This window comes from Virgibacillus sp. LDC1 (genome assembly GCF_025792345.1).
Classification (GTDB): domain Bacteria; phylum Bacillota; class Bacilli; order Paenibacillales; family Paenibacillaceae; genus Paenibacillus_AQ; species Paenibacillus_AQ lautus.
In genome coordinates this window covers 22,799-47,346 of sequence record NZ_JAOXLZ010000003.1, presented here as the reverse complement: position 1 = coordinate 47,346, position 24,548 = coordinate 22,799, and the positions used below count along the sequence as shown (strand labels likewise).

The following is a 24,548-nucleotide window of genomic DNA, read 5'->3' as shown; positions in this document are numbered from 1 at the left end:
CCGCCCTGCCCAATATAAAAAACACCCGCCAGATTTCTCTGACGGGTGTTCTCCCACGCTTACATTCCAAATATCACTTTCCACACAGGCTGGGTATGCCCGCCCGGATATAACAGGTACAGCAAGGTATACACAGCTACGCCGGTAATGGCGGTAAAGAACCAGATGATCGACGTGACTCTGCCCCACTTGCGGTGCTTGGAATACTTCTCCTTGAAGCCAAGGGTCAATGTCGTAATTCCGAAGACCGCGGCTACGGTAGCCAGCACAATGTGGAAGACCAGGAATACCTGATAATACGGTTGCAGATCATCGGGCCCCCCCCATGACGTGTTGCCGATGAATACGGTGCGCGAGGAATAGATGATAAAGAAAATGACGGCGGCGATGGCCGCCCAGATCATCACTTTCTTGTGGGCTTCGCGCTTCCCCTTAATAATAAGACCCCAGCCAATCGCTACCAGCACGGCGCTGATGACAATAAACGTTGTACTGACCGTGGGAAATATAAAAAACCAATCCATATGGATCCCCCTTCAATAATCCTCTTACGCCTGATTGAGCTTGCCGGGAGGAATCTCGCTAGGCAAAGGATCGTCTTCCTGATTTTCTCGTTTGTACCAATGAAAGAACACATAGGCCAGCATCGAGGCAAAAATGATCTCTTGGAAAAACTTCATGATGATCCCGCCCACTCGCTGGTCAATCGCAGGCTCCAGATAGCCGAAGAACTCAGGTCCGCCAAATTGACTGAGCAATGCCGAGGTATCACTAGCTACGCAGTATCCCATTGCCTTCGCCCATACCACAGGATCGCTGTAGGTTGCGTACATCGGCTCGCTTGAGAAAATAATGAGCCCACACGCCGGAGTCAGCAAGACCATATTGAGAAAGATGTATCCCATTTTCAAAAGCCCTGAGGACTTGTCCTTCTCCGGGATCGGGTTAATAATGGCCCACCACATCAGCAGCGAGGCGATAAACAGGATTAGATAGTACAAACGGTGCACCCAGAAATTCAACATAACAAAATCATGGATAACCGGGATGTGATAAAAGGAAAACAAGCCGTTAAACAGAACCGCGGCAACAATCGGACGCGCAAGGAAACCGAGCTTCTTAAACGGATTGACCTTATCGAAGGCCCGCCACATCCAAACAGGAATACCCAGAATCAAGAGCGGCATCGCCATTAAATAGGACATTGCCATACTGACCATGTGAAACGAGAACATCGTATGCCCCAGCAGTTCAATGGGTCCACCCTGTGCAAGATAGAACGCAAGCATACCACCTACAAACAGTGTTTTCCTTCCAGCGGAAACCGGAGCACTCCCTTCGAATCGACTGCTCAGCGGCCCGGTCAACAGGAAGTAGCCTGCTGTTACGAGCAGCATAAATGCCAGGAACAAGGGACTCCATTTATCTGCAAAACTAAAATATTCTAAGCCCAGCATGCAAAAACCTCCCCATAACGGGTTAAATTCTGTCGAAATTGTGACACCTGCCTACGATTTAAAAAAAGAGGGGGCTGAAGTAGCCCACCTCTTTTTCATTTTACCACCAAACCCAGAACAGTGCCATGACAATACAGGTACTAGCTACGAAGAACCCGCCAATCATAAACAGGATTGGCATCAGATGCCCTTTGTCCTTCAAGTGCATCCAGTAACCCATTTGCACGAACACCTGCAACACAGCCATAACCAGCAAAATGATGATCGTAAATGCTGTGTTGATGCCACCGGCTGCGACGGCCGCAAAAGCAATCGCAGTCAGGACAATGGAGAAAATAAAGACAACAATGTGTTTCTCAGGGCCTTCCACACGATGGCGGTGTTTAACTGTAGGCCCCTCATTAGATTGTTGATTTGCAGTCATTCCTTAGCCCACCTTTCCAAGAAGGTATACGACCGAGAAGATGAACACCCATACAACGTCGATAAAGTGCCAGTACATGGCAGAAACATATACCTTAGGTGCTGTAACCACGGTTAACCCTTTTCTGTACAGCTGAGCGATCAACAGGCTGATCCACACAACCCCGAAAGCAACGTGGGCACCGTGGAAGCCAACCAGCGTATAGAATGCAGACGAGAATGCACTCGTCTTCATGTTAAACGATTCATGCACAACATATTCATAGAACTCATAAATCTCAAGGCCAAGGAACCCAAGACCCAGAACAACGGTTACGATCAGCCACAACTTCAGCTTCTCGATATTGTGACGGTGGAGCGCCTGAATGGCGAACACACTGGTCAAGGAACTGACAAGCAATATCAGCGTTGCTGCTGCCGTAATCGGCAGAGAGAACAGCTCGGCTGCGGTTGGGCCTTCGTTGTTCTGCCCGCGAAGCGCCAGGAACGTTGCAAACAACGTACCGAAGAGCACGGCCTCTCCACCGAGGAAGAGCCAGAAACCAAGAACCTTATTACGGCCTTCGAGTGTTGCCTTCTCCGGCTCGTGAGGAAGTTCGCCGTTTACATGTTCAGCGTGACTCATGCTTTACCCTCCCCTTCCAGTTCTTCAACTTCGATGTGATATCCATGATCATCGTACAGGGAACGAGCGATCATTGCCGCGAACGTAATCAGAAGACCAACAATCAGAACGATATATTTATTGAAGATTAAGCTCATGAACGAATTCGAGAAGTCCTCCGTGCTAAACATGAAACCAAGACCCGCGATAAACAGACCCAGTGACATCACAAACGGAAGGATACTTGGCGAAGGCATGTGGATCGGACCCACCGGTTCGGATGGTGTCATCTCTTTATTGCCTGCCATCTTCTCTTTCCAATAAGCGTCAATGCCGCGAACAAGCGGAATTTGCTTAAAGTTGTACTCTGGCGGTGGAGAAGGAATACTCCACTCGAGCGTACGGCCATCTTCCCATGGATCGGCCGGAGCACCAACCGGTTTTCTCGAAGTAATCACAACGTTTGCCAAGAAGGCCAAAACGCCGATTCCCATCAAGATTGCGCCGATGGTACTGATAAAGTTAAGCTCGTCAAAATTCTGGTTCGGCAGATATGAGACAATCCGCCGCTGCATACCGAGCAATCCAAGGAAATGCTGTACGAAGAATGTCATATGGAAGCCGATGGCGAACAACCAGAACGTCCATTTTCCAAGCGTTTCGTTCAGTACGCGACCGAACATTTTTGGCCACCAATAATGCAATCCGGCAAACAAACCGAATACCAGACCACCAACGATAACGTAGTGGAAGTGAGCTACAACGAAGTACGTATCATGGAACTGGAAGTCTGCAGGAGCAGATGCCAGCATGACGCCGGTAACCCCACCCATAACGAAGGTCGGTACGAAACCGATCGCGAACAGGTTTGCACTGGTAAAGCGGATTTGACCGCCCCACATCGTAAAGAGCCAGTTAAAGATTTTGATACCGGTAGGAACGGCAATCAACATCGTTGCGATGGAGAAGAGCGCATTCGCTACAGGTCCAAGACCCGTCGTAAACATATGGTGAGCCCAAACCATGAAGCCCAAGAAGGCGATCAGGATGGTTGCAAATACCATGGAGCTGTATCCGAACAAACGTTTACGGGAGAATGTCGGAATAACTTCGGAGATAATACCGAACGCCGGCAAAATCAGAATGTAAACTTCAGGGTGACCGAAGATCCAGAAAATATGCTGCCACAATACGGGACTACCGCCAGCCGCAACATCAAAGAAATTGGCACCGAGCAAACGGTCAAAGCTAAGCAATACGAGACCTACTGTAATTGCAGGGAATGCAAACAGGATCATGGCCGATGTAATGAAAGCCGTCCATGTAAACATCGGCATTCTCATGAAGGACATTCCAGGTGCACGCATCGTTATGATGGTAGCCAGGAAGTTGATACCACCGATCAACGTACCCAGACCTGCAATCTGAAGACCTATGGTATAAAAGTCTACACCGTGCGTGGACGAGTAGTCATTTGTGGAAAGCGGTGTATAGGATGTCCAGCCCGCATCAGGCGCGCCGCCCATAATCCAGCTAAGATTGAGCAAAAGTCCACCGAACAAAAACGTCCAAAATCCAAGCGAGTTCAAAAATGGAAATGCGACGTCACGTGCACCGATCTGAAGCGGAATAACCGCGTTCATCAAGGCGAAGATAACTGGCATAACGCCAAGGAAGATCATTGTCGTTCCGTGCATTGTAATCAATTCGTTAAATACTTGAGCCGATACCAGATCGTTCATCGGCTTGATCAGCTGCAAGCGAATCAGAATCGCTTCAATACCGCCAATCCCGAAGAAGAAGCCGCCCGCTATCAGGTATAATATCCCGATTTTCTTGTGGTCAACGGTTGTAAGCCAATCCATTAACCCCGTGTAGCGTTTGACGCTATGGCTTTGAGCATGAGCGTGAGCCAAGGTTTGTACCCCCTTTTAAAGTTCTTGCTGCTGTATTAATAATCCAACTTATAATTGGCCAAGTAATCGGCAATCTGCTCGATTTCTTCGTCACTGAAGCCGAGATCCTTCGGATTAGGCATCGTGTTGCCAGGTTTTACAGCCTGAGGCTCCATCAGCCATTCCACCAGGTTGTCTTTCGTCGGCTTTGTGCCTGGTTTGCCGCTTATGTCGTTCAGCAAGATACTCGCAATCGTCTCACGTGATCCAATGCCGGTCAGGTTAGGACCCATGGCTCCGCCTTGGTCGCCCACAGCGTGGCAAGAAAGGCAGTTGGTCTTGAATTTCTCGCCGAGTGCCGCATCGGCAGGAAGCACAGCAGGTTCTTTAAATGCCGCAACCCATTTGTCAAATGCCGCATCGTCAACCGCTTTCACCCGGAATTCCATGAAGCCGTGAGAAGGACCGCACAACTCTGCGCATTTACCAATGTATGTATCTGCTTTGTCAGCAACCAGAGTCATGTAGTTAACGCTGCCTTCTGTGTTTGTATCCATCTTGCCGCCGAGCGATGGTACCCAGAAGGAGTGAAGCACATCATTCGTTTTTAATTGGAAAGCAATTTTCTTGCCTACAGGAATAACCAGCTCTTGAGCGGTTCTTACGCCGTAGTCTGGATAATTGAACTCCCACCAGAACTGGTGAGAAGTAACTTCCACCTTAACTGCATCTGGATTGTTCCAGTCGTTCTCTCCATAAGCAAATACCTTTTGAATAGTAGGAACTGCAAGCACGAGTACCAAGAGCAGCGGAATCGCCGTCCAAATAATCTCCAGCTTATGGTTACCTTCTACTTGCTCAGGAATTTCATCTTGTCCCTTCTTTCGACGGAATTTAACAAGCACGTATGCGGCGATTCCAAATACCACAACCATTACGACGATCATAATCGAAATGGAGAGCTTAATTAAATCCAGTTGACCTTGTGCTACCGGACCTTGTGGTCTTAAGACCGACAAATCCTCTCGGCCGCAGCCGGATAACACCAAAGCAAACATGGCCATCAAAGGAAGAAGACGCTTTACAGCCTGCCACCGTTTCATCATTGATCTACCCCACTTTTCCGATTTTCGTAGACTACCATCCGGCGCAAACAGCGGTAATCTACCTGCACAATCACGGATGAAGTAATCCTGTCAATTAAAGCAATCACTTATTAAATATAAGTTCATGGGTTGCTTTTGTCAATCATTCACAGGGAGTTCACAAATTGTTCGAAAAGTCGTCAAAGTCGCGCCATTACTGATTTTGCAATCGCTTTCAAACTGTATCTCCCCTCCTGTGACCCATCATTCGACATTCTTCACACCCCGTCAGCGACAGCCTTCATAGCTATATATACAGTCATTTCCGCCTTTTTGAATCTATATGCAGCCTTCCCCCATTTATCTGGACACCCATGCTATAAGGAGGTGTTCTTCGAAAAGCCCAGACAGCCTCACGAAGAAAACCTCCTATTATTATGGTATATTTTTCGGAATCTTAATCCGTCAGGATAACCGCTTCTCCACGCGTAATGGCAATCGTATGCTCATACTGGACACCCACCGATCCATCCGCACTGGAAATGGTCCAGCCATCATCCCCCCAGAACACGGCGCCCGAGGGGCCCAGGGTAAAAACGGGTTCGATGGTAATGACCATTCCTTCCTTGAGTTTGAGTCCCCTTCCGGGAACTCCATAGTTCGGCACATCGGGCGGCTCGTGGATGGCACGGCCGATGCCATGACCGACAAGCGATCTAACGATCCCGTAGCCTTCCCTTTCGGCAACCTGCTCAATCGCATGACCCACGTCGCCCAAGGTTGCACCGTGCCGGGCGGCCTCGATCCCTTTAAACAGGGCTTCATGGGTGTGTTTCATCAGCCGGCTTACTTCCGTTGAAACCCTATCTACCGCATAAGTCCAGCCGGAGTCCGCCAGCCACCCGTTCTTATTCACCACCATATCAATGGTCACAACATCCCCGGATTCCAGCGGCCGCTGGTCGGGGAATCCATGGCACACCACCTCGTTGACCGAAGCACAAGTTGCGTATGGAAATCCTTTATATCCTTTTTGCTCGGGAAAAGCCCCGTTCTTCTCCAAAAACCTCTCGACCCTGGCATCGATCTCGCCCGTCGTGATCCCCGGTTTGATGACTTTCGCTATTTCACGGTGACACGCAGCCAATATACGTCCCGCCTCGCGGATATATCCGATTTCTTCCTTCCGTCTGAGCTGTGTCCTCACATCTGTCCACTCCCTTATATCCTTTACGGATCGATTGCTAACAATATATGTAGGGACCGATGCAAAATACCCCTAGGAAATGGACTTTCGAGGAAGTATGAGCCTGTTGACTTAAAAGAGACTGGCCAACGCAAAAAAACCGTTTTCGGGACATTTGTCCCAAAAACGGTTTAACCATAAACTCTAAATGGTTCATATCATTAGTCATTAACAAGGTGAAGATGCGATGCGTGTTGGTGATATTTCTATAGACCAGGTGCTGTTACAGGTTACGAAACGGAGGAATTCAGCTTGCCAAGTTCATGCTCAACAACAAGAGTAAGCTCTTCTTCATAGCCCCCCATAATATGGTACTTCCGGACATACTCCTTTACAAATTTTTTCGGATCTTTAGGCCGGAAAATTCGTGTCATTTCCCGCAGACTTTCCTTAACCTCATTGTGACCTTTCGTTGCCATGATGGATCCCTCCCAAAACGTGTGGAATAAAATTACTCCGTTTAAAGAGAATGCCGAAAAGATCTACCTCATTAAGTTGAAGCCATATTGCAGTTCTTACGGTGACCATTAGGTTGATATTCAGCAACTTACCAATGCACCTGACACTATACATACCCTAACAGCATGCAACTGAATCATTAATATATTATATCATATTCTTCTGTTTGTTTCATCTTTCCCAAAAAATGTTTTCTTGTGCTATGTTTTTTCATCAGGTCATCCTTTGTGCCCGGAATTGGTTAAGATACATTCAAACGAACCTCCCGCCGACTCCAGATATCAAGGAATACCACAAATTGATACTCAGAATATATATTCAAATACAAGGAGGCCTTACAGATCATGACGAACTCACAGTCGATCCTGCACTCCCCCGTCGATTTAGGCTCACCTATTCCTGCCGCTGATCCTCAAGAAGCAGGGCTTCGCCCTGATACGCTTGATCAGGTCGATCTGATCATTCAGAAACAATATCCGAAAATGCGCAGCTTTCTCCTGCTCCATGCCGGCAAACTCATCTACGAACGCTATTACAACGGTCATGGCGTTTCCTCGCTGAATGATCTCAGGTCGGCTACCAAAAGTTTTACGTCGGTGTTATGCGGCATCGCCCGCTCACGCGGCGAATTGCCTGATCTGAATTCCTCTGCAATCGATATCTTCAAAAGATATGTTCCCGAACGAGCCCATCCGCTATTGCAAAAGGTTTCCCTTCATCATCTGCTGACGATGACCTCAGGCTTTGCATGGCAAACCGGTAAAAAGCTAGGGGAACCGCTCATTCACCGATTCCACCGCAACCAAAAATGGACAAGCTTCGCGCTATCCCTTCCTGTCATTGAACAGGAAATGGGCCTCTTTCAATATCGGAGCACGGATTCCCATCTGCTCTCCGTAGCCATTAGCGAGGGTACCGGAATGGACGCTTACGCCTATGCCAGACAACATTTATTCGAACCGCTCGGGATTCGCCATGCTGCCTGGTCCCCAAGCCCCGAGGGCCACAGCATGGGTCACGTCGGCCTCTATCTCACCTCCCGCGACATGGCCAAATTCGGTCTTTGCTGCCTGAATGGAGGACGGTGGCAAGGCACCACGCTCATCCCGGAATCATGGCTTAAGCAAGCACTCGCTCCACAGGTTAAGGGCTATCCCGGCTTTGGCGATTACGGATTCCAGTGGTGGACCGGCATTCAGAACGGGACTCCCTTTGCGCTTGCACACGGCCATGGAGGACAGCAAATTTACCTTTTCCCCCAATTGGATACGGTTGTCGTATTTACAGCCGACAGCAAAGTCAGCCGCTGGAAGAACCCGCGGTTTCTGCTGGAGCGCTATATTCTTGATGATTTAAAATCAAAACCCGCTGCGTCACCGCCATACAATTGAAAGATCGTCAACTTCTGCCCTTCCCTACACCAGGAGGAGGATTCCGTTCTTTCCCGAGCCCGTAATCTGACTTACATGCAAATTACAGCGGATAGTACCTCCTCTTTCTGGTTACTTTATGCGATATGAATCATTTCTAAAATCAAGCCTGAGAGGAGCATGCGACATGTCCGGTAAAGACAAGGATCTCCACCCTATTTCCCGAGAAGAGGTTGAAGTAGACGGAACATACACGAATGAATGGGGACGGGAGGAATATTTGAAACGAGGCGACGAATTCCCGTTCGATCCGCAGAAGGGCTCCACGGAGTGGCGGCTGGCGGAGTATGATTTTGAAAACCACCATCGAGGCATGACAGATGAGCGCCTTGTTCCGAAGGAAAAAGGTCCTGATAAACAGGTGAATGCCGAATCTCCGCTGCGGCATGATGTGGAAGTAGATTAAAGCCCTTGCATATCGGCAGTGAAGAGATGATTCATCAGACCTGCTTATAAAAGGGTGATATGACATGCGAATACCGAAACGGTTTCTGTTATGGCTGATCCCGATCGCCATCGTAGGAGCCCTATGGCTTATTGCTTACATCGTGGAGCCGGAATACGCCTATATACCGCCGGCACATAAATTGGAGAATACCACGCAGCTTCAAGCCCAGCAAAGAGGTTTCATTCGCCAGTATGATATCTGGGGCAAAACGCTTACGGTTCCCGGTACCGCCCTTCAGGATCAAGATCCCCGTTTAACAGCCGCCAATGGCGCGGTGGAGGTGACGAAAGAACTGCTTGCTTTAGGACGCCGTACACTGTATGAGGAGTCCTTTGGCAATGAGGTATTCCTAACCGATATTTTGGGGATAGTCGACGGTCCGATGAAGCTGAAGAATGTTGCCAAAGCCCTCGCGGAGTTGAAGGGAAAGGGAACCACCAATTTACGAGTCGAACTTGATCAGGATGTCACCGTCGGCGGCAAGTCCTTCCGTAAGGGGGACAAGATCGATACTGGCTTTGATGTAGCCAAGGGAGCCTATGCCCCCGTTGGCATCACGTTTAAATATGCCGAAGGCAAAACCCGGATCGGCGTTAGCTGCATGGCCTGCCATGCAACTGTCAACCGTGAGACGGGAATGATCGTCGAGGGTGCGCCCAACTCCGACCTGAACCTCGGTTTAATGCTGGCGCTGGCGCCGAATAGCGCGGCATATTTCACCCATACGGACGTTGCGAACCTGGTGGATTATGTAAAGAACGAGCAGCGTACGGTTGTTAACTCCAAAGGAAAAACCGAAGCGCTGCCGGACCCCGCCCTGCTAGAGAAAGCCGTTGACGAAAATCTGGTCAAATGGATGCCCGGCACTTTCGATACAACCGTGGATCTGGTCAGCGACGTAACCCAAATTCCCGATATGTTTACGAAGGGCGATCACCCCTACAGCTGGAGCGGCTTCGCTACCGTGGGACCCTTCAAGGGACTTAGCACCTTCAGCAACAATGTTCACGCCCAAAACACGGATACCCTGAGTCAAACCGAGGTTAGCGAACCGTTATGGGGGATCGACAAAGAGATTTATGTAGGCACCATTCTGCAAAACGCAGCCCATCTTAAGTTTCGCTATGATCCGAGCAGCGGGCTGAAGCCAACCGAATTCTTTAACCGGCTGGATCCCAACCCCGGAACCCCCGGCGTGAATGAGGCAGTTAAGATTCCAAACTTCCCGAAAGTTTCAGCCATCGCACCGAACGGGTTGTACATCAGCTCGCCGGGATTCAAAGCCGGGGAGCAAGTGAACGCCATGTCCGCCTATCAAAATACCATCCGTCCGCCTGAAACTGATCCTAAGGAAACCTCCGATGCCAAGACAATCAACCTCGGAGCGGAAGTATTTAAAAAGGCGCAATGCATCACTTGCCACGCTGGCGGATTCTTTACAAATAACCGCATTATGCGCGCGGCTGAAATCGGTACCGAGCCTGCAAGGGCCAAGGCTTTCCAGCGTACGCAGAACGTTTTTGGCGAAGCGGAGTTCTACCCGCCCGATACGCCTGTGCCGATCCCACCGGACGCCAAGATAACCAAAATCCCGCTGGACGATATCGACCCCGAGCAGATCGAGTTAGGTTTCGGCCATAAGCCGTCGGACGGCGGTTATAAAGTCAAAGGGCTGATCGGTCTTCGATGGTCCGCACCGTATTTGCACGACGGCGGCGTGGCGGTCGGGCCAAAGCTGACGCAAACCGGCGTAACGCAGACGCTTATGAAAGGGATTCACCCGGACCCTTACAACAGCCTGAAAGCCCTGATAGACCGTAAGCTGAGACTGCAGGTCGTCGAGGCGAACCGCAAGGATTCAAGGCTGAGAGACACCCATGTCACCGGTCAGGGACATGAGTATTGGGTCGACGAAAGCAGCGGGTTCACGCAGGAGCAGCAGGATGCTCTCGTGAAGTATCTGCTGCAATTAAAAATGAAATAAGTTCGGGATTTAACCATCATACTTTGTCCCATCGGCTCATAAGGTAAGGTATAAAGCTTGCCCTACCCCAGAACCGGTCTAAGACAAGGAGTTGATGAGATGTCCCCTTTCAAATCGTCCACAGGACTTCCCGAGAATCTGGCGGCTACGCTGTGCTATCTTTTTCCCATGGTCGGAGGAATTCTGTTTCTTTCATTAGAAAAGAGAAGCCGCTACGTCATATTTCATGCTCTGCAGTCCTTGCTGGCCTTTGGCGTCCTGGCTGTCGCTCACCTGCTGTCGAGCGCGGTGCCCATCATCGGCCTTCTGGCCTCCGCCCTCCTGGCGCTGGTCGGCGTCTTGATGTGGCTGGTGCTTATGGCCAACGCCATTCAGGGAAAATGGTTCAAGCTGCCCTGGATCGGCAATATTGCAGAGAAACAAATGCAGCGCGTATAAAGCTTGGTGAACTCACTTAAAAATGGCTGCCTCCACTCTAGGGAGGCAGCCATTTTTGGTTGGAACCTGTGGAACCGGATCAAAAAAAAGGCTATCAACGTCCTTTTCTCAGAAGACCACCTCTAATCGCAGAAATTATTCTTGCGAGATAAGGAGGGTAAGCTCCTGTAGTTGATACTGTCTTATCTTAAAAAAAGCAGCCGGAGGTTATCCGGCTGCTTCAGGAGCATTGGTTATGCAGCATGCCCTTCTGCTGTTTCCCCTTGATCTGTGCGAGTGGGCTTCGTATTTCTCAAACCATTGAAGATCAGATTCAGCACAATCGCTGTCAAGCTGCCTGCCACAATGCCATTATCGGCAAGAATACGCAGATTGTCAGGCAGACTCGCGAACAGACCCGGTACGGTTGTCACACCCAGGCCCATGCCGACGGAACACGCGATAATGAACAGATTCTCGTGACGGTTAAGGTCTACCTGATCTCCTAACATCCGAATACCGGAAGATACAACCATGCCGAACAGGGCTACCATGGCCCCACCGAGAACCGAAGTCGGTACCAGCTGCGTCATAGCCGCAATCTTCGGAACAAATCCGATCAAAACCAGCAAGCCCCCCGCCACAACGATCACGTCGCGCGTCTTCACACGGCTCATCTGAATCAGACCCACGTTTTGAGAGTATGTGGTATAAGGGAACGAATTGAAAATACCGCCTACCACAATCGCAAGGCCCTCCGCACGGTAACCACGGGACAGATCTTTAGATGTGATGTCACGATCCACGATTTTGCCAAGCGCCATAAATACGCCCGTCGATTCGGCAACGCTGACAATCGCCACCAGAATCATCGTCATGATCGGAACGAGCTTAAACTCCGGCGTACCAAAAAAGAAGGGCTGCGGAGCACGGAACCAGCCAGCTTCGCGCAGCGGGGTTAAATCCACTCCACCGTAAAATGCGGCTACCACGGTGCCTAGAATAAGACCCAGAAGCACTGAAATTGAACGCAAGAAACCTTTGGCAAACCGATTCATGATGATAATGAAGGCAAGAACGCCGAAGCCAAGGGAAATGTTGAGCGCACTGCCGAAATCCTCGCTGCCTTGACCGCCGCCAAGGTCATTCAAGGCTACGGGAATCAGCGTCAAACCAATAATCGTAACAACAGAGCCTGTAACGACAGGCGGGAATACCTTAATCAGCTTACCGAATAAGCCGGAGAACAGAATGACAAATAAACCGGAAGCGATGATCGCTCCGTAAATGGCCGACATCCCATGCTGCTGTCCGATAATGATCATCGGACCTACGGCCTGGAATGCGCAGCCGAGCATGACCGGAAGACCGATACCGAAGTACTTGTTGCCGAATACCTGCAGCAAGGTTGCGACCCCGCATGCAAGCAGGTCGATGGCGATGAGATAAGTCAGCTGCTCCGTCGTTAAGCCGAGCTGCCCGCCAACGATAAGCGGTACGATGATAGCCCCTGCGTACATCGCCAATACATGCTGCAAACCCAGCGAAAAGGTTTTACCCGGACTCCGATTTTTATCAAAAATCGGTTCTTGCACCGCTTGTTTCTGTTGTTCCATGGCTTCTTGATTCCCCCCAATAAATTGTTAGCTTTCGGTCTATGCGAATGTCACTACGCCATCTTCAAGTGATGCAATCCGTACGAGCGATTCTACCCGATAACCCGCTTCGGCCAGCAAGCGTCCTCCTGGTTGGAACGCTTTTTCAATGACGATCCCGATGCCTACTACTTCGGCACCCGCCTGCTCTACGATTCGGGCAAGCCCGAATGCCGCCTCGCCGTTGGCAAGGAAGTCATCGACGATCAGCACTTTATCGCCAGGCTTGATGAATTTTTTCGCGACCGTAATTTCGTTGGTCTCCTGCTTGGTGAAGGAATACACCTTCTCCACGAATATATCCTCACGGAGGGTCAGCGACTTCTGCTTCCGTGCAAAGATGAGAGGCACTTCCATCTCAAGGGCGGTCATAATGCCGGGCGCGATGCCGGAGGATTCAATGGTCAATACACGAGTCACGTTCGCTTCCTTAAACAATCGCGTAAATTCCTTTCCCACCTCTTTCATCAATACCGGATCCATCTGGTGGTTCAGGAACGAATCCACCTTAAGTACCTGTCCGCTTAATACAATGCCTTCCTCTTTCACTTTGTTCTGCAGTAATTGCATGATGCTCCCCCTTAAAATTTGTTCACATTCCAAGCAAAAAAGCCCACTTCCTCCTTTCACCGATTCGCCGGGAAAGAAACAAGTGGGCATAAGCAGCAAAAACGCACCGTGAGCCATAGAGATCAAATGGAAATGACCTGGCTTGTCCGCTGCTGCTATAACCCGTAGTCCAATCATTTCCGGTGATCGGGTAGAGACATGCAGGCCGATTCCTGCACCTATACGAGAAAATGTATGATATCCAAATTCCTTAGAATGCTTACGTGTAAATGTTATATTTCCGAATGAATGAAGTATAACGCATTCTCTATGAAAAAATAAAGTGAAAATTTACGGAAATAATAAACGGCTGGTCAATTAAAACGAATAAAAGGCTGCCCCATATGTTTCATGGGACAGCCTGCAAGGCCATTTAATTTGTTAGCACAACGTTTATGATCCATTCCAGAGGATCACCGATGGGCATTGATACATCGCCGTTTATATCAACCAGCTGGATACGGAGCGTATAAGTCCCGACATGAGCTTGCTGCCAACGGAACAAGATATCGCTCCCATTCCCTTCCAGCTCCATGTCGCCAGCGGTTAAACCTGCGTTCACTCGGTATACCCCATCACTATCGGGAGTTGCGATCTCATACCCCTCCGTCGGAATCGTTCCCGGCTCATGCGGCTTCATTCGGAATCCGAGTACGCCCAGACTTACCGGCTGACCATGGTCATCGAGTATCGTCAATTCATAGCCAACCCGGGTATCCTCGCTCAGTCCGTACGCCTTGGAATAAAATCCCCAATACATATCAAGGGCTGCCGGAAACGGCCCTTCGCCAACGAATTCGAATTGCGAAAAGGGACTGACCTGGATGGAACGGACGCTTTCTCCAAGCGGTGTCAATGAATCGTCTTTCATCTCCAACAGCTCAATCTTCTCCGTATAGCTGCCCGGCTCCAGCAGTTCGGCATAGAACTCCAGCGGAGTATCCGGCGAAGCGACCTCGCTTAACTTAAAGCCGGTGCCATCAACAGACTGCAGGGTAAAGCTACCCTCTGCGTTGGATTCCACCGTCTGCTCGCCATGACGGACAGGCAGACCCACGACCGGACTTCCATCCCTTGTCAGCGTCACCCTGACTTGAACTTCCAGGTCATCGGCCAAGCCTTTCGTCTCGAAATGAATGGATCCAAAATAATTGTCCGGGCGGGCCGACAGTTCACTGCTCATATCATCGCTATATACAACCTTCACGAAAGGCTCGGTCCCCGGCGGCTCCGTCGTAGGAGGTTCCGTTACCGGAGGCTCAGTCACTGGGGGCTCGGTCACGGGCGGACCGGTTACAGGCGGAGATACGCTGCCTCCGGATCCTGAGCCGCCGACCGGACTAACCGGCGTCGGCTGCCGAACGCCTTTCTCCTGCTCCGCTTCTTTCTTGCCCTGGAGAAAACGTGCCTTCTCCTCTGCGCTTAAGGATTGAAGAAGCTGCTCTTCAGCCTTCCTTTTCATTTCTTCCTGTGCTTTCCTGTTCGCTTCATCCTGCTGTTTCTTCTGCTGCTCGATCTTAGCCAGCATATCGCCGAGATGCTGCTGCAGCTGATCCAGCAGATCCTGCTGTTGATCTTGCTTCTTCTTAACCTCTTCCTGCTTACGCTTCAGTGCTTCCAAGCGCGCCTGCTCCAGAGCAGGGTCGAGTCCGGCTTGTTTATCCAAATCTTTCACTTGGCCAAGATCAAGCTTCTTCTCCGAATCCCGGTTTGCTTCTTTAATAAGTTTTTCTAATTCCTCTTTGCTTACTTTCTTCTTATCAAGAGCCTCTTTGGCAATGTTTCCGATAATTTGATCCAAGTTATTTGTGATTCTTGACAAATCCTCCGGCGATTTCATATTCAAGTCCAAATCCCCGGTTCCGCTTTGTCCGGACTGTAATTCTTGCCGCTTCTTCTCGAGGAGCTCCTCGTTCTCCCGGTCGATGTCGTTCTTATTCTTAATGAGCTGAGCAATGATTTCCGGCGAGGCGTTCCCAATCAAATCCTCCATATCGATGAATTGTACAGGGGGCCGTCCCGCTTGTGAACCGCCTAACGTTATTTGTTGCGTAGGACTAATCGTGACCGTGCCGGATGGCAGGGACCCTTCTGTGCCTGTCGGCACCATCGAAGAGCTTACTTTCCCGCTAGCCGTCACTACGTTTGTCATTCCTGTTAAGGGGTTGACGGTGATTATAAAATGCGTGCCTCGCACGTTATTCGTCACATAACCAGACCGCACTTCGAAACGATCCCTCGACCGGGTCAGGTCGGTTACATCATAGTAAGCCTGCCCCGCCTCAAGATTCAGCCGAGTTACGTTGGAGATACCAGCCTTGCGAAGCTGTTCGGCCACCAACGTTGTGTCATTGCCTAAAGTGATGACATCGTCCGTATCCAGGATCCGAAGCTTGGCGCCTCCCGTGCCGGAGCCGGTAACAATTTCATCGTCTTCGCCCAGCATCATCCCCTTGTAGGCATCCACCTGCGCATATCCGCCGTAACGGATCTTGGCCGAACCGGTGATATCCACGATCTGCATGCGTCGAGGAGTAAAGTTCGAAGTGCTGAAGCTAACGTCACCCGGCTTCGTTTCTCGTTCAGCCAAATCCCGGATGATAACCAGCTTGTCACTGGCGTTCCATTGGACATCCTTGCCCATCAGCTCGGCCACCGCTCGCAGCGGAGCCATCATCTGACCGTTGGCGATATACGGCTCAACTTCCGTCTCCGCTCTGGAAACTTCTTTGCCCGCCTGATCCCGGGTCATATTGGGATCTCCGGCTTGCACCGTGATGACATCCTCGCCAAGGGCTAATGTCATTTCCTTATTCTTGGCATCATAACTCAATCGGGTTCCGAGCAGCGAGCCTAACGTTCTGACAGGCACCACGATCTGGCCCTGTTTCATAACGGCCAAGTCGCCCAGTTGGGCCACCTGATCCCCGTAAGCTGCGCTGATCCCTTGGCTTGGCTGCCAGGCATCAGGCGTCTTATAGCTGGACCATGCCCGGACGGCCCCATTGCGTTGGTCCGCGATGAACAGCTCCCCACTATCCGAAGCGACCCAAATATCCCCCAGCGCGTTGAATCGGATCTCGCTTTCAATTCCATCCGCGTAACCTCTGGTTCCGCCGGCCATGGTGATTACGCTTTCGCCTTTCAGTTGACGCATGGCATGATTATGGGAATCTGCAATGAGAAGCCCATCATCCGCGCTCCATGCCAGTCCCCGAGGCGAGTTGAAGCGGGCTGCACCCGCAGCTCCGTCCAGATAGCCCGGATCTGCATATAACGCGTCCTTGGCGTAGACATCGGATGACGGACCGCTGCCTGCAGCCGTCGAAACGGTCCCTTTTCCGAAATCGATATAGCGAATCGCGTGATTGCCCGAATCGCTGACATACAAATTGCCTTTACCGTCAAGCGCGAGACCTGCCGGCTCGTTAAATTGCGCCTCAGCAAGCGATCCGTTCTTGTAGTCCCCTGCCAATGCGATGACTCCGGCGCGAACCTGAACAGTTCGGGTGGACGGGCTGCCAATGGTCGTTACTTCCCCATCCGGAGAGATCCGCCGAATCACGTGGTTCAGCGTATCCGCCACATACAGAATGCCGTCCTCGGTAACCGCAACGTCCTGAGGCTCGTGGAACAAGGCATCTTGAGCCTTGCCGTCCTTCAGCCCAATCCGTCCGCTGCCCGCTATGGTAGTCACTTTGCCATCTTGATCGATTTTTCGAATCGCATGGTTGCCTGAATCGGCTATGTACAATTGCCCCTTTCCATCCACCGCAATCCCGGATGGCCGGTTAAAAAAAGCAAGCTCTCCCTGGCCATCCAGCAGGCCGCCGATCGGGAGTCCCCCGCCGTCGCGCTTGTAGGACAAGGATGCCCCTGCCAGAATGGTACTCTGCCCGTCCTTAATTCTACGGATGACATGATTCGCCGTATCAGATACGACAACGGAGCCATCGGGCAGCCAAGCTACGCTGCCTGGTTGGCGCAGTCCTTCTGTAGCCAATGACGAAGATAGGCCAGCTACTTGATCGGGCCCTCCGGCAATCGTAATGGATTGACCCATAGGCAATCCGTTGCTGGCAACGAGCCCCTCTTTACTTGGAATAGGCGCCGTTGATGCTGCTGCCTTAGCTTCGCCTGCTCCCCCAAATACACTCCCCGCAAGTACAGCGGCTAATGCCATCATTCCAATCTTTCTAAACCTAATCGATACCACCCCATTAACCCCCCTACACACAAAGTGTTTTATCTAGCAAAGATCATACAATAATCCGATCCCTTCTGGATACAATATTTTCCCAAAATATCTAACATGAAAAAAAGCCACCTCACAGGTGGCTTTGTCCAACAAATTCATCTATTGAAATGTAACATGGATCTGTACAATCTCGGACCGGGAACCCAGACGAATCGGCGGTCCCCAGAAACCGTAGCCCGAGGACACGATGGAATGCATCCGGCCTTTTTGCAGATACCCCCAATCATTCTCGAACATGGCCTCCGTAATCAGATGTGCTGGGAATACCTGCCCACGGTGCGTGTGCCCAGAAACGATAAGGTCCACGCCCTGCTGCTGCGCTTCCTCCAGCGCATTTGGCTGATGATCGAGCAGAAAGATTGGCTTGGACAAATCAGCCCCCTCCATGATCGTGGACAATTCGGCCCGCTCCTGATCCTGTTTATCCCGTCTGCCCACCAGCGTCAGGCCCTCCACCGTCAATTTCTCATCATACAGCACCGTCATGCCGCTATGCTCAAGAGCCGCGATCAGTTCCGGAATTTCACCTTCGAATCGGTCATGATTGCCAAGCGAGGCATACACACCATACGTTGCCTGGATATCGGTCAGAATCTGATCGATCCCCTGGCGTAAATATGCATCCAGATCGTCATCGATGATATCGCCTGGTAACAATACCAGATCCGGCTTTAAGTCATTGATCTCCTTCACCATGCGTGCAGCGTGGGCTTTTCCTGACAGGACGCCGAAGTGCATATCGGACGCCATGACGATATTCAGCTCCTCAAGTGTGCCTGGCTCTTTGTCCACGTGAATATCATAAGCGCGGACCGTTGGGCTATAAGCATTAAACGAACCGAAACCGATCACAACGACCATTAGCACCAACACGATAAATCCAGCCGCCTTCTCCAGGCCATCTCTTCGCAATGCCGTCATTCTCAGCAGCCACAGCATGATGTGCATCAACGGGAGAAGGATGATCAGGACATAGAAAATAGCCATCCAATATGATCCTATCACACTCAGGACGGTGAGGTTACCGAAGAACCGCCCCGAAATAAACGATGTCGATACCACGGTCAGCACGACTATGTATATCCATTTGAGTACCATGGATGGACCCGGTTTCATCCAGCTCCATACGCTTCGGCCAATATAATAAACCAGCAAGCCATAAATGAACAATGCCGCAATTCCTGCAAAAATAAACATCTCCATCCCCTTCCGTACATCCATTATAACAAGCGGATTTTACAAATCCCAGCGGACGTTAGCGGAAGGCAGATGGGCTTATTCATTTCTTTGCGAGCATCAGTATGATCTCCAGCAGGCCGCTACAAGCCCGTGCGTTGTTTAGGCAGCAGCTCGTTCAGCAGCGATTTCAGATTGCGGTCTTCCGTATATTTTTCTTGACCCATATCGAGCTCATTCACACGTATATAAGTATAACTTTCCGTGGGATTCTCCGGTTTAAAGAGAAGTTCATCATGCGGGTCAGGTACCACCTTGTACTCCATTTCATGAAACATATCGAGCAGCTGCTGACCTGTAGGGTTCTCTCCTTTATCAACAAAAATCAATCCCCGAAGCCTCTTAGGTTCTTCCTTATGTCCCACTGTAAAATGAACGATGCATTCCATGCTCATTCATCCCCCTTCTCTTGGTTGTCATGATTGCGATTTATAACCGCTGCATTCATGCACTCCTGCCAGCTGCAACTTTCATTCCAGCCTGTTGCTGATCTTAAGTGATCTTAAGCAAATAAACGCCAAGATAAATCCCGGCGTCCCTATCTAATATGTTTATTACATTGTACGATGAACCATGATGCCTAACTGTGATAAAAGTCACTTCTGGAGGGGATTCCTCATGAGCTCAGCCTGGACCCTAGGCCGTATTTCGATTGGTATCCCCGTCCATTGGGTCAGAATCAGCTTCATAATCCGCCAGTGAGTTGGATTTCGATTCCGCAGCCTGGTCTTCCTGAGCCTCAGTCTCGGCTTCCGCATTAAGATACTGGCTCTGAATTAGACCGAAGTGCTCTCCATAACGGGCTTCCAGCTGCTCACCCATATCCTGTTCCAGCTGGAACAATACCATCTCCTGAGTAAAATGGTGCAGCAGCAGCTCCGCCAGTACCGGATGCTCCGTGATGACCGCTCCTGTATCATATTCCCCGCCGCGCATCCCTAGTATGCACCACTGCCGATCCACAACAAAGGAAAATTTCCGGCCGCCTCCTCTGCGCTCTGCAAGGCCGTTCCACCCAGACCACGCCAGCGTTCTTGAGAGTCCCTGGTCCGGGCCGTCACAAGCCCATAGCACCTTGACTCCCCTAGCCTCCGCCTCTGCCAGCGGTTCACGCAGAAGCGACGCTTCTTCACGCCAGACGTCAACCACGATCTCCTGTTTCGCTCGCTTCAATTCCCGGACGAGCACATCAAGCACCGCCTGATCTCCCTCCATACTGAGAAAGGGAGCAGCCGTACCGCTTCCTCGCGGCAAGCTCTTCTCAACAAAAGCGAGTGATGCCTCCACACGGCTGGATATCATCCGCGTCAATTCCTCCGGCTTCAGCGAGCGGTAACGGACGGGTTCCCCGTCCATTCGCTCAAGTGCCCCTTGCCGCTCCAAACGCTGCATGGCTGCATAGACATTAGAGCGCGAAGCTCCAAGTCGTTTAGCTACCTCATAACCACCCGCCGGCCCATACTCAGCAAGGTCCACCATAATTTTCGATTCAATCTCCGTAAATCCCAAATTCCGCAAATGATGCAGCAATTGTTCCATAATATTAGTCCTCCCAAGATGCTCGAACGCTTGCTCTATCATTCACACTGTCTTATTCATACTCGCGCAAGGGCATGATCGTCCGAATCCCTATATCTTAAATCTGTTCAGCTCCACAGCGCGGACACCATTTCGAGCCTTTTGGCAGGTCGACACTGCAAATCTGGCACTTCACCATATCGCGCGTCTCCTCTTCATCACCAACATAGTCCTGACTTTGGTTATTCTCCTGCCAGAAACGAATGCGGCGGTCCAGTTCCAGCTGCCTCTCCCGCTCCCGCTCAAGTTCTTCCCAGTGACGGCGCTCCTTCTCCTGCTCTTCCTGCTCGATTCGCAGCTGTTCCGGATCAACCTCAGGTTCAGACGGCTCCATGTCCTCGTGCTGCCGTTCCGGCTCCGGTTCATACATGTCCGGCTCGTATGGATCCGGATTCGAACGGTAATCGTACGTATGCAATGGGTCCTGTTCCTGTTGTTGTTCTTCAGCCGCTGCATATTCATGTTTATCAAACATGATCTTGCGCTCAGGCTCCCTTGGTTCTTCCGCTGTAGACTTCTCGGGGTGAATCAAATTAGCAAGCTTGTTTCCGCAATACGGACAGAAATTCGCGTCCAGCGCGACCACCCGCCCGCATTCACAGACCCGCTCATTCTTGAGGACCGCAATGCGGTTCCGAATCGCTTCGATTTGCTCCTGCAATCCATCGCAGGTTTGTGCAAGCTCGACCATTTCTTTTTCTGCCATCGTCATATCCTGCTGACGGTAGCCCTCATAGAATACTTTACCCATCTGTAAGTAATATGAGTTCTTCTGCTGTTCGATTTCGGAAATTTGGCTGTTGAGCTTATTCACTTCCACCACGTGCTGAGCCTTTTCAGTTGCGCGGTTGGCTCCATCCTTGAGCTTTTGTAAAATATTCATTTCTGAATCCTCCTCTTTCTCATATCCCGATTCACCGGCGGGCTGCCGGCACATTGTCATATTCTCTTCATTAAGGTTATTAACGATTTTTAGCTAGCCATAAACCCCGCTACCCCATGTTTTTACCGATCGCATACTACTCATCGTGATGATATGCTCCTCAACGTCCAGTATACTGCCGCCATGGTGATTCTATCATACCAAATTCCTTGCCCCATGTGAAAAAGGAAGCCCCTTCCAACTCCGCTGCTGATTCATCCAGGTCCCGAACGTGTATATGATTAGAAAACTGGACAGTACCATGCCGGATACTGTCGGCTTACAGCCGCGTCCTATTCCGTGCAGCCCTTAGCTGCCGAAGTCTGGAGGGATTTAATATGACAAACGATAAAAAGACGTATTATGTTTCAGTCAATCACAATCTGATCCAGGATGTACCGAACGATACGAACGAATATGTCGTATATATGGATGATGAAGAGGTCTCAAAGCTGAGGGGGCTCCTCTATGAAGTCAGCAGCAGCGATCGGTATGCGTTTAAACGGACATTCGTCCCTTATAAGTCGGCAGATCATGATGATGCTGCCGATCAATACGATGAACGAACGATAAACCTCTACCACTTTCTCCATGAACATGGAGATGAACGCACCCGCAAAACCATTGAGGACATGAACATCCTTGGCAAGCTAAACGACACTGGCTATGATGATCCCGGTTATGAAGACTCGCCATTAAATAAGTAAAGACAGTCAGTCCATAAGAAAAACGCATTCGATGTATCTTCTCAGAAGACAGACCGCATTTAGCGAAAGTTTTCCTTGCTAGATCAGGATGGTAAACCTCTGAAGTTTATGCTTTCTTATCTCTTAAAATACGAATGAATCCCGGAGCCAAGCCGCTCCGGGATTCATTCGTATAACAAGAACATCGCCCGGCCTTGCGCAGGTCCTGTTCTACTTTATAGATTCGCAAGCCGGGGTACAAGGATAAAAAGTCCCGTTTATCCTACGACTAATAGCACAGCTTACAGTTTAATGTTCGCCTCATCGAAGTATTCCTCCAGCGTCAAGCCGCTGTCGGCAATATCCGGCGCCAGATCCTTGCCTACATAACGGATATGCCACGGCTCGTATACATAGCCGGTAATATCCTCGGCCCCTTCCGGATAACGAATGATGAAGCCGAATTCCGGCGCACGCTGCGCCAGCCACTGCCCTTCCTCCGTATGACCGAACGTTTCTTCCAGCGCATTGCCTGCGCTTGGGCTGGACACGTCAATCGTAAGGCCTGTCTGATGCTCACTCGTACCCGGCACCGCGCTCACACGGTTAGCCTCGGCTTCCCCTTTGGTACGAACATTATTCTCGTATATCGTTTTCTGACGGCCATAAGAACGGTATCCCGATACGGCACGCAGCTCGATGCCGTCCGCTTTGGCCGCATCGAACAATTCCTCGAGCGCGTCCGCCGCCTCTTTTCTCAGATGCCGTTTTTCATGCGGCTCATCAAAAGAAAAGGGAACATTCGGCTCCACGAGATCACTTGGTTCATAACCATCCGGCAAGCTGCGCTGCTTATTTACAACAACCGTAACGGCCTCTGCGTTGGTTACGACCTGCTTGCCGCCGCTCTCCTGGATCGTGGCCTGAAGTGCATTCTCGCTGCGCTTCGCCATGACCGGATCCGCCGGCTGATTCTCAGCCCCTGTCTCACCATTGCCCGAGTCGCCCTCTGGAAGCGTGTTTCCTTCCTGGCCCTCTGCCGGCGACTGCAATTCCTGACCCTGTTCCTTACCGGAACCCGCATCATCCGATTGGCAGCCTGCCAGAATGGCCCCTGCTAACAGCAAGGATGACAGCATTACGCTTGTAAATCGTGTACGTTTTCCCGAAAATGCATTCATCTTTTGCTTCTTCCTTTCCCACGGTTTGTCCTGCACTCATTGTACCTTATTCAGAATGAGCAGGACAAACGAGCGGCTGTCGAATCAAGCCGGATCATCTCCGTTTAGGTCAGATATCCGGCAGATTGCCCCGATTTATGGCGCCGCTTCTAACAAATTCATTCAATTCCGTGATGGATGGATTCCCATACCTACGGCGACTTCAAGCTGCGGCGCTTCTGCTCGGCTTGCTTGGCCGCTCCGCGGGCTATCACGCCGAGCGCTTTGGAAGCGCCGCGAACGCCAGGCAGTAAGCTTGTCCAGTCGCCGACGGGGCCCAGCTGATCTGCCGGAGGCGGCGGTGACAGCTGCACCGCCAGCTCGCTAAGCTGCGGGCCGGGCCGGTGCAATCGGCCCTCGGCCGCCGCTTCGGCCACCCATTCGCCCGGAGAAGGACCGGACGGCCCCTTCTCCTTCGCGCGGGTGGCCTGCTCTGCGACAGAGCCGCCTGCCGGCGGTGGGGCTGCTTTGGCCCAGGCGTCGAAGACGCCGGCCAGCAGCGCTTCCCGCGGCAGCCCCAGCAGCGTCAGCTGCTGGAGCGGCTCTGCCGCAAGCCGCTGGGCCGCGGCAGCCAGCAAGGCTGCGGCATGCCCGCAGGCCGCTTGGCCGCAGGTGCAGCGGGCATCGGCGGCCGGCTCTTCGCCCTGCAGGGGCGACGGCGCCAGCTCGTCCAGCCATGGAGTATCCTGTCCTGAAAGCAGGTGGTACAACGCCTGCGGGTCTTCCTCCAGATAAGCCAGCACCGCCTCACGGGCAGCAGGGTTCAGCGTCTTTACCTGAATGCTGACTTCACAGGTCCCTGATGATTCGACGGCCTCATCTACTTTCCCCTTTAACCATCCCGGTTCGATCTCCAGCCTGATCCGTCCGGCCGATTCCGCAGATTCCATAGCCCACACCTCCTTGGCGTCCATTTCTGTATGTTTTTTCGGCTGC

At 51.1% G+C, this 24,548-nt stretch carries 22 protein-coding genes and 1 riboswitch; of the genes, 5 read left to right on the top strand and 17 right to left on the bottom strand.

Going from position 1 to position 24,548, the window contains the following annotated elements:
* Positions 1-59: 59 nt before the first annotated feature.
* From OHJ21_RS23870 to OHJ21_RS23835, 8 genes are all read right to left on the bottom strand, one after another.
* A complete protein-coding gene (locus OHJ21_RS23870) occupies positions 60-524 on the bottom strand; it encodes a DUF420 domain-containing protein (protein ID WP_326118781.1) in 465 nt (154 codons plus the stop codon).
* Between the two features lie 24 nt (positions 525-548).
* Positions 549-1,457 carry a cytochrome c oxidase assembly factor CtaG gene (gene ctaG / locus OHJ21_RS23865; protein ID WP_100540084.1) on the bottom strand — a complete coding sequence of 303 codons (909 nt, stop codon included), beginning with the start codon at positions 1,455-1,457 and terminating at the stop codon, positions 549-551.
* Positions 1,458-1,557: 100 nt separating this feature from the next.
* On the bottom strand, positions 1,558-1,881 hold the full coding sequence (locus tag OHJ21_RS23860) for a cytochrome C oxidase subunit IV family protein (protein WP_071222061.1): 324 nt from the start codon (positions 1,879-1,881) through the stop codon (positions 1,558-1,560).
* Between the two features lie 3 nt (positions 1,882-1,884).
* Complete coding sequence (locus tag OHJ21_RS23855; protein ID WP_009590523.1) at positions 1,885-2,505, bottom strand: cytochrome (ubi)quinol oxidase subunit III; 621 nt, start codon at positions 2,503-2,505, stop codon at positions 1,885-1,887.
* Positions 2,502-4,349 (bottom strand): cytochrome c oxidase subunit I, encoded by a 1,848-nt coding sequence (ctaD, locus tag OHJ21_RS23850; protein ID WP_371860473.1) that lies wholly within the window; start codon positions 4,347-4,349, stop codon positions 2,502-2,504. Before ctaD ends, OHJ21_RS23855 begins: the two co-directional genes overlap by 4 nt.
* Before the next feature lie 86 nt (positions 4,350-4,435).
* Entirely contained in the window at positions 4,436-5,485 is a 1,050-nt protein-coding gene (gene coxB, locus OHJ21_RS23845; RefSeq protein WP_486021344.1) for a cytochrome c oxidase subunit II, read from the bottom strand.
* A gap of 436 nt (positions 5,486-5,921) precedes the next feature.
* A complete protein-coding gene (gene map, locus OHJ21_RS23840) occupies positions 5,922-6,671 on the bottom strand; it encodes a type I methionyl aminopeptidase (protein ID WP_100540081.1) in 750 nt (249 codons plus the stop codon).
* Between the two features lie 269 nt (positions 6,672-6,940).
* Positions 6,941-7,129, bottom strand: coding sequence for a hypothetical protein (locus OHJ21_RS23835; protein WP_006208082.1), 189 nt, complete (start codon positions 7,127-7,129; stop codon positions 6,941-6,943).
* 384 nt (positions 7,130-7,513) lie between these two features.
* Here OHJ21_RS23835 and OHJ21_RS23830 point away from each other — a divergent pair, with 384 nt between their 5' ends.
* From OHJ21_RS23830 to OHJ21_RS23815, 4 genes are all read left to right on the top strand, one after another.
* Positions 7,514-8,560, top strand: coding sequence for a serine hydrolase domain-containing protein (locus tag OHJ21_RS23830; protein ID WP_486021341.1), 1,047 nt, complete (start codon positions 7,514-7,516; stop codon positions 8,558-8,560).
* 166 nt (positions 8,561-8,726) lie between these two features.
* Positions 8,727-9,005 carry a transposase gene (locus OHJ21_RS23825; protein WP_100540079.1) on the top strand — a complete coding sequence of 93 codons (279 nt, stop codon included), beginning with the start codon at positions 8,727-8,729 and terminating at the stop codon, positions 9,003-9,005.
* A gap of 64 nt (positions 9,006-9,069) precedes the next feature.
* Positions 9,070-11,031, top strand: coding sequence for an electron transport protein (locus OHJ21_RS23820; protein ID WP_486021340.1), 1,962 nt, complete (start codon positions 9,070-9,072; stop codon positions 11,029-11,031).
* 99 nt (positions 11,032-11,130) lie between these two features.
* Positions 11,131-11,469, top strand: coding sequence for a DUF4870 domain-containing protein (locus OHJ21_RS23815; protein WP_100540077.1), 339 nt, complete (start codon positions 11,131-11,133; stop codon positions 11,467-11,469).
* Positions 11,470-11,702: 233 nt separating this feature from the next.
* Here OHJ21_RS23815 and OHJ21_RS23810 read toward each other — a convergent pair whose 3' ends face one another.
* The 7 genes from OHJ21_RS23810 to OHJ21_RS23780 form a co-directional block, all read right to left on the bottom strand.
* Complete coding sequence (locus OHJ21_RS23810) at positions 11,703-13,064, bottom strand: nucleobase:cation symporter-2 family protein (RefSeq protein WP_100540076.1); 1,362 nt, start codon at positions 13,062-13,064, stop codon at positions 11,703-11,705.
* A gap of 39 nt (positions 13,065-13,103) precedes the next feature.
* Entirely contained in the window at positions 13,104-13,673 is a 570-nt protein-coding gene (locus tag OHJ21_RS23805; RefSeq protein WP_009593434.1) for a xanthine phosphoribosyltransferase, read from the bottom strand.
* Between the two features lie 145 nt (positions 13,674-13,818).
* Positions 13,819-13,919: riboswitch (purine riboswitch) on the bottom strand.
* Positions 13,920-14,085: 166 nt separating this feature from the next.
* Positions 14,086-17,928, bottom strand: a complete 3,843-nt coding sequence (locus OHJ21_RS23800; protein ID WP_486021338.1) for a stalk domain-containing protein — start codon at positions 17,926-17,928, stop codon at positions 14,086-14,088.
* A 141-nt stretch (positions 17,929-18,069) separates the two neighbouring features.
* Positions 18,070-19,167 carry a metallophosphoesterase gene (locus tag OHJ21_RS23795; RefSeq protein ID WP_207797531.1) on the bottom strand — a complete coding sequence of 366 codons (1,098 nt, stop codon included), beginning with the start codon at positions 19,165-19,167 and terminating at the stop codon, positions 18,070-18,072.
* Between the two features lie 122 nt (positions 19,168-19,289).
* Positions 19,290-19,595 (bottom strand): hypothetical protein, encoded by a 306-nt coding sequence (locus OHJ21_RS23790; protein WP_207797522.1) that lies wholly within the window; start codon positions 19,593-19,595, stop codon positions 19,290-19,292.
* A gap of 247 nt (positions 19,596-19,842) precedes the next feature.
* Positions 19,843-20,745 carry a TrmB family transcriptional regulator gene (locus OHJ21_RS23785; RefSeq protein ID WP_100540072.1) on the bottom strand — a complete coding sequence of 301 codons (903 nt, stop codon included), beginning with the start codon at positions 20,743-20,745 and terminating at the stop codon, positions 19,843-19,845.
* Between the two features lie 97 nt (positions 20,746-20,842).
* Complete coding sequence (locus tag OHJ21_RS23780) at positions 20,843-21,667, bottom strand: zinc ribbon domain-containing protein (RefSeq protein ID WP_100540071.1); 825 nt, start codon at positions 21,665-21,667, stop codon at positions 20,843-20,845.
* 377 nt (positions 21,668-22,044) lie between these two features.
* Between OHJ21_RS23780 and OHJ21_RS23775 the strand changes: the two genes are divergently transcribed.
* Positions 22,045-22,413: a hypothetical protein gene (locus OHJ21_RS23775; protein WP_100540070.1), complete on the top strand. Its 369-nt coding sequence runs from the start codon at positions 22,045-22,047 to the stop codon at positions 22,411-22,413.
* Between the two features lie 281 nt (positions 22,414-22,694).
* On the opposite strand, the gene OHJ21_RS23770 is transcribed toward OHJ21_RS23775, so the two are convergent.
* Positions 22,695-23,573 carry a M15 family metallopeptidase gene (locus OHJ21_RS23770; RefSeq protein WP_100540069.1) on the bottom strand — a complete coding sequence of 293 codons (879 nt, stop codon included), beginning with the start codon at positions 23,571-23,573 and terminating at the stop codon, positions 22,695-22,697.
* 191 nt (positions 23,574-23,764) lie between these two features.
* Positions 23,765-24,502 carry a hypothetical protein gene (locus OHJ21_RS23765; protein WP_486021394.1) on the bottom strand — a complete coding sequence of 246 codons (738 nt, stop codon included), beginning with the start codon at positions 24,500-24,502 and terminating at the stop codon, positions 23,765-23,767.
* Positions 24,503-24,548: the final 46 nt, after the last annotated feature.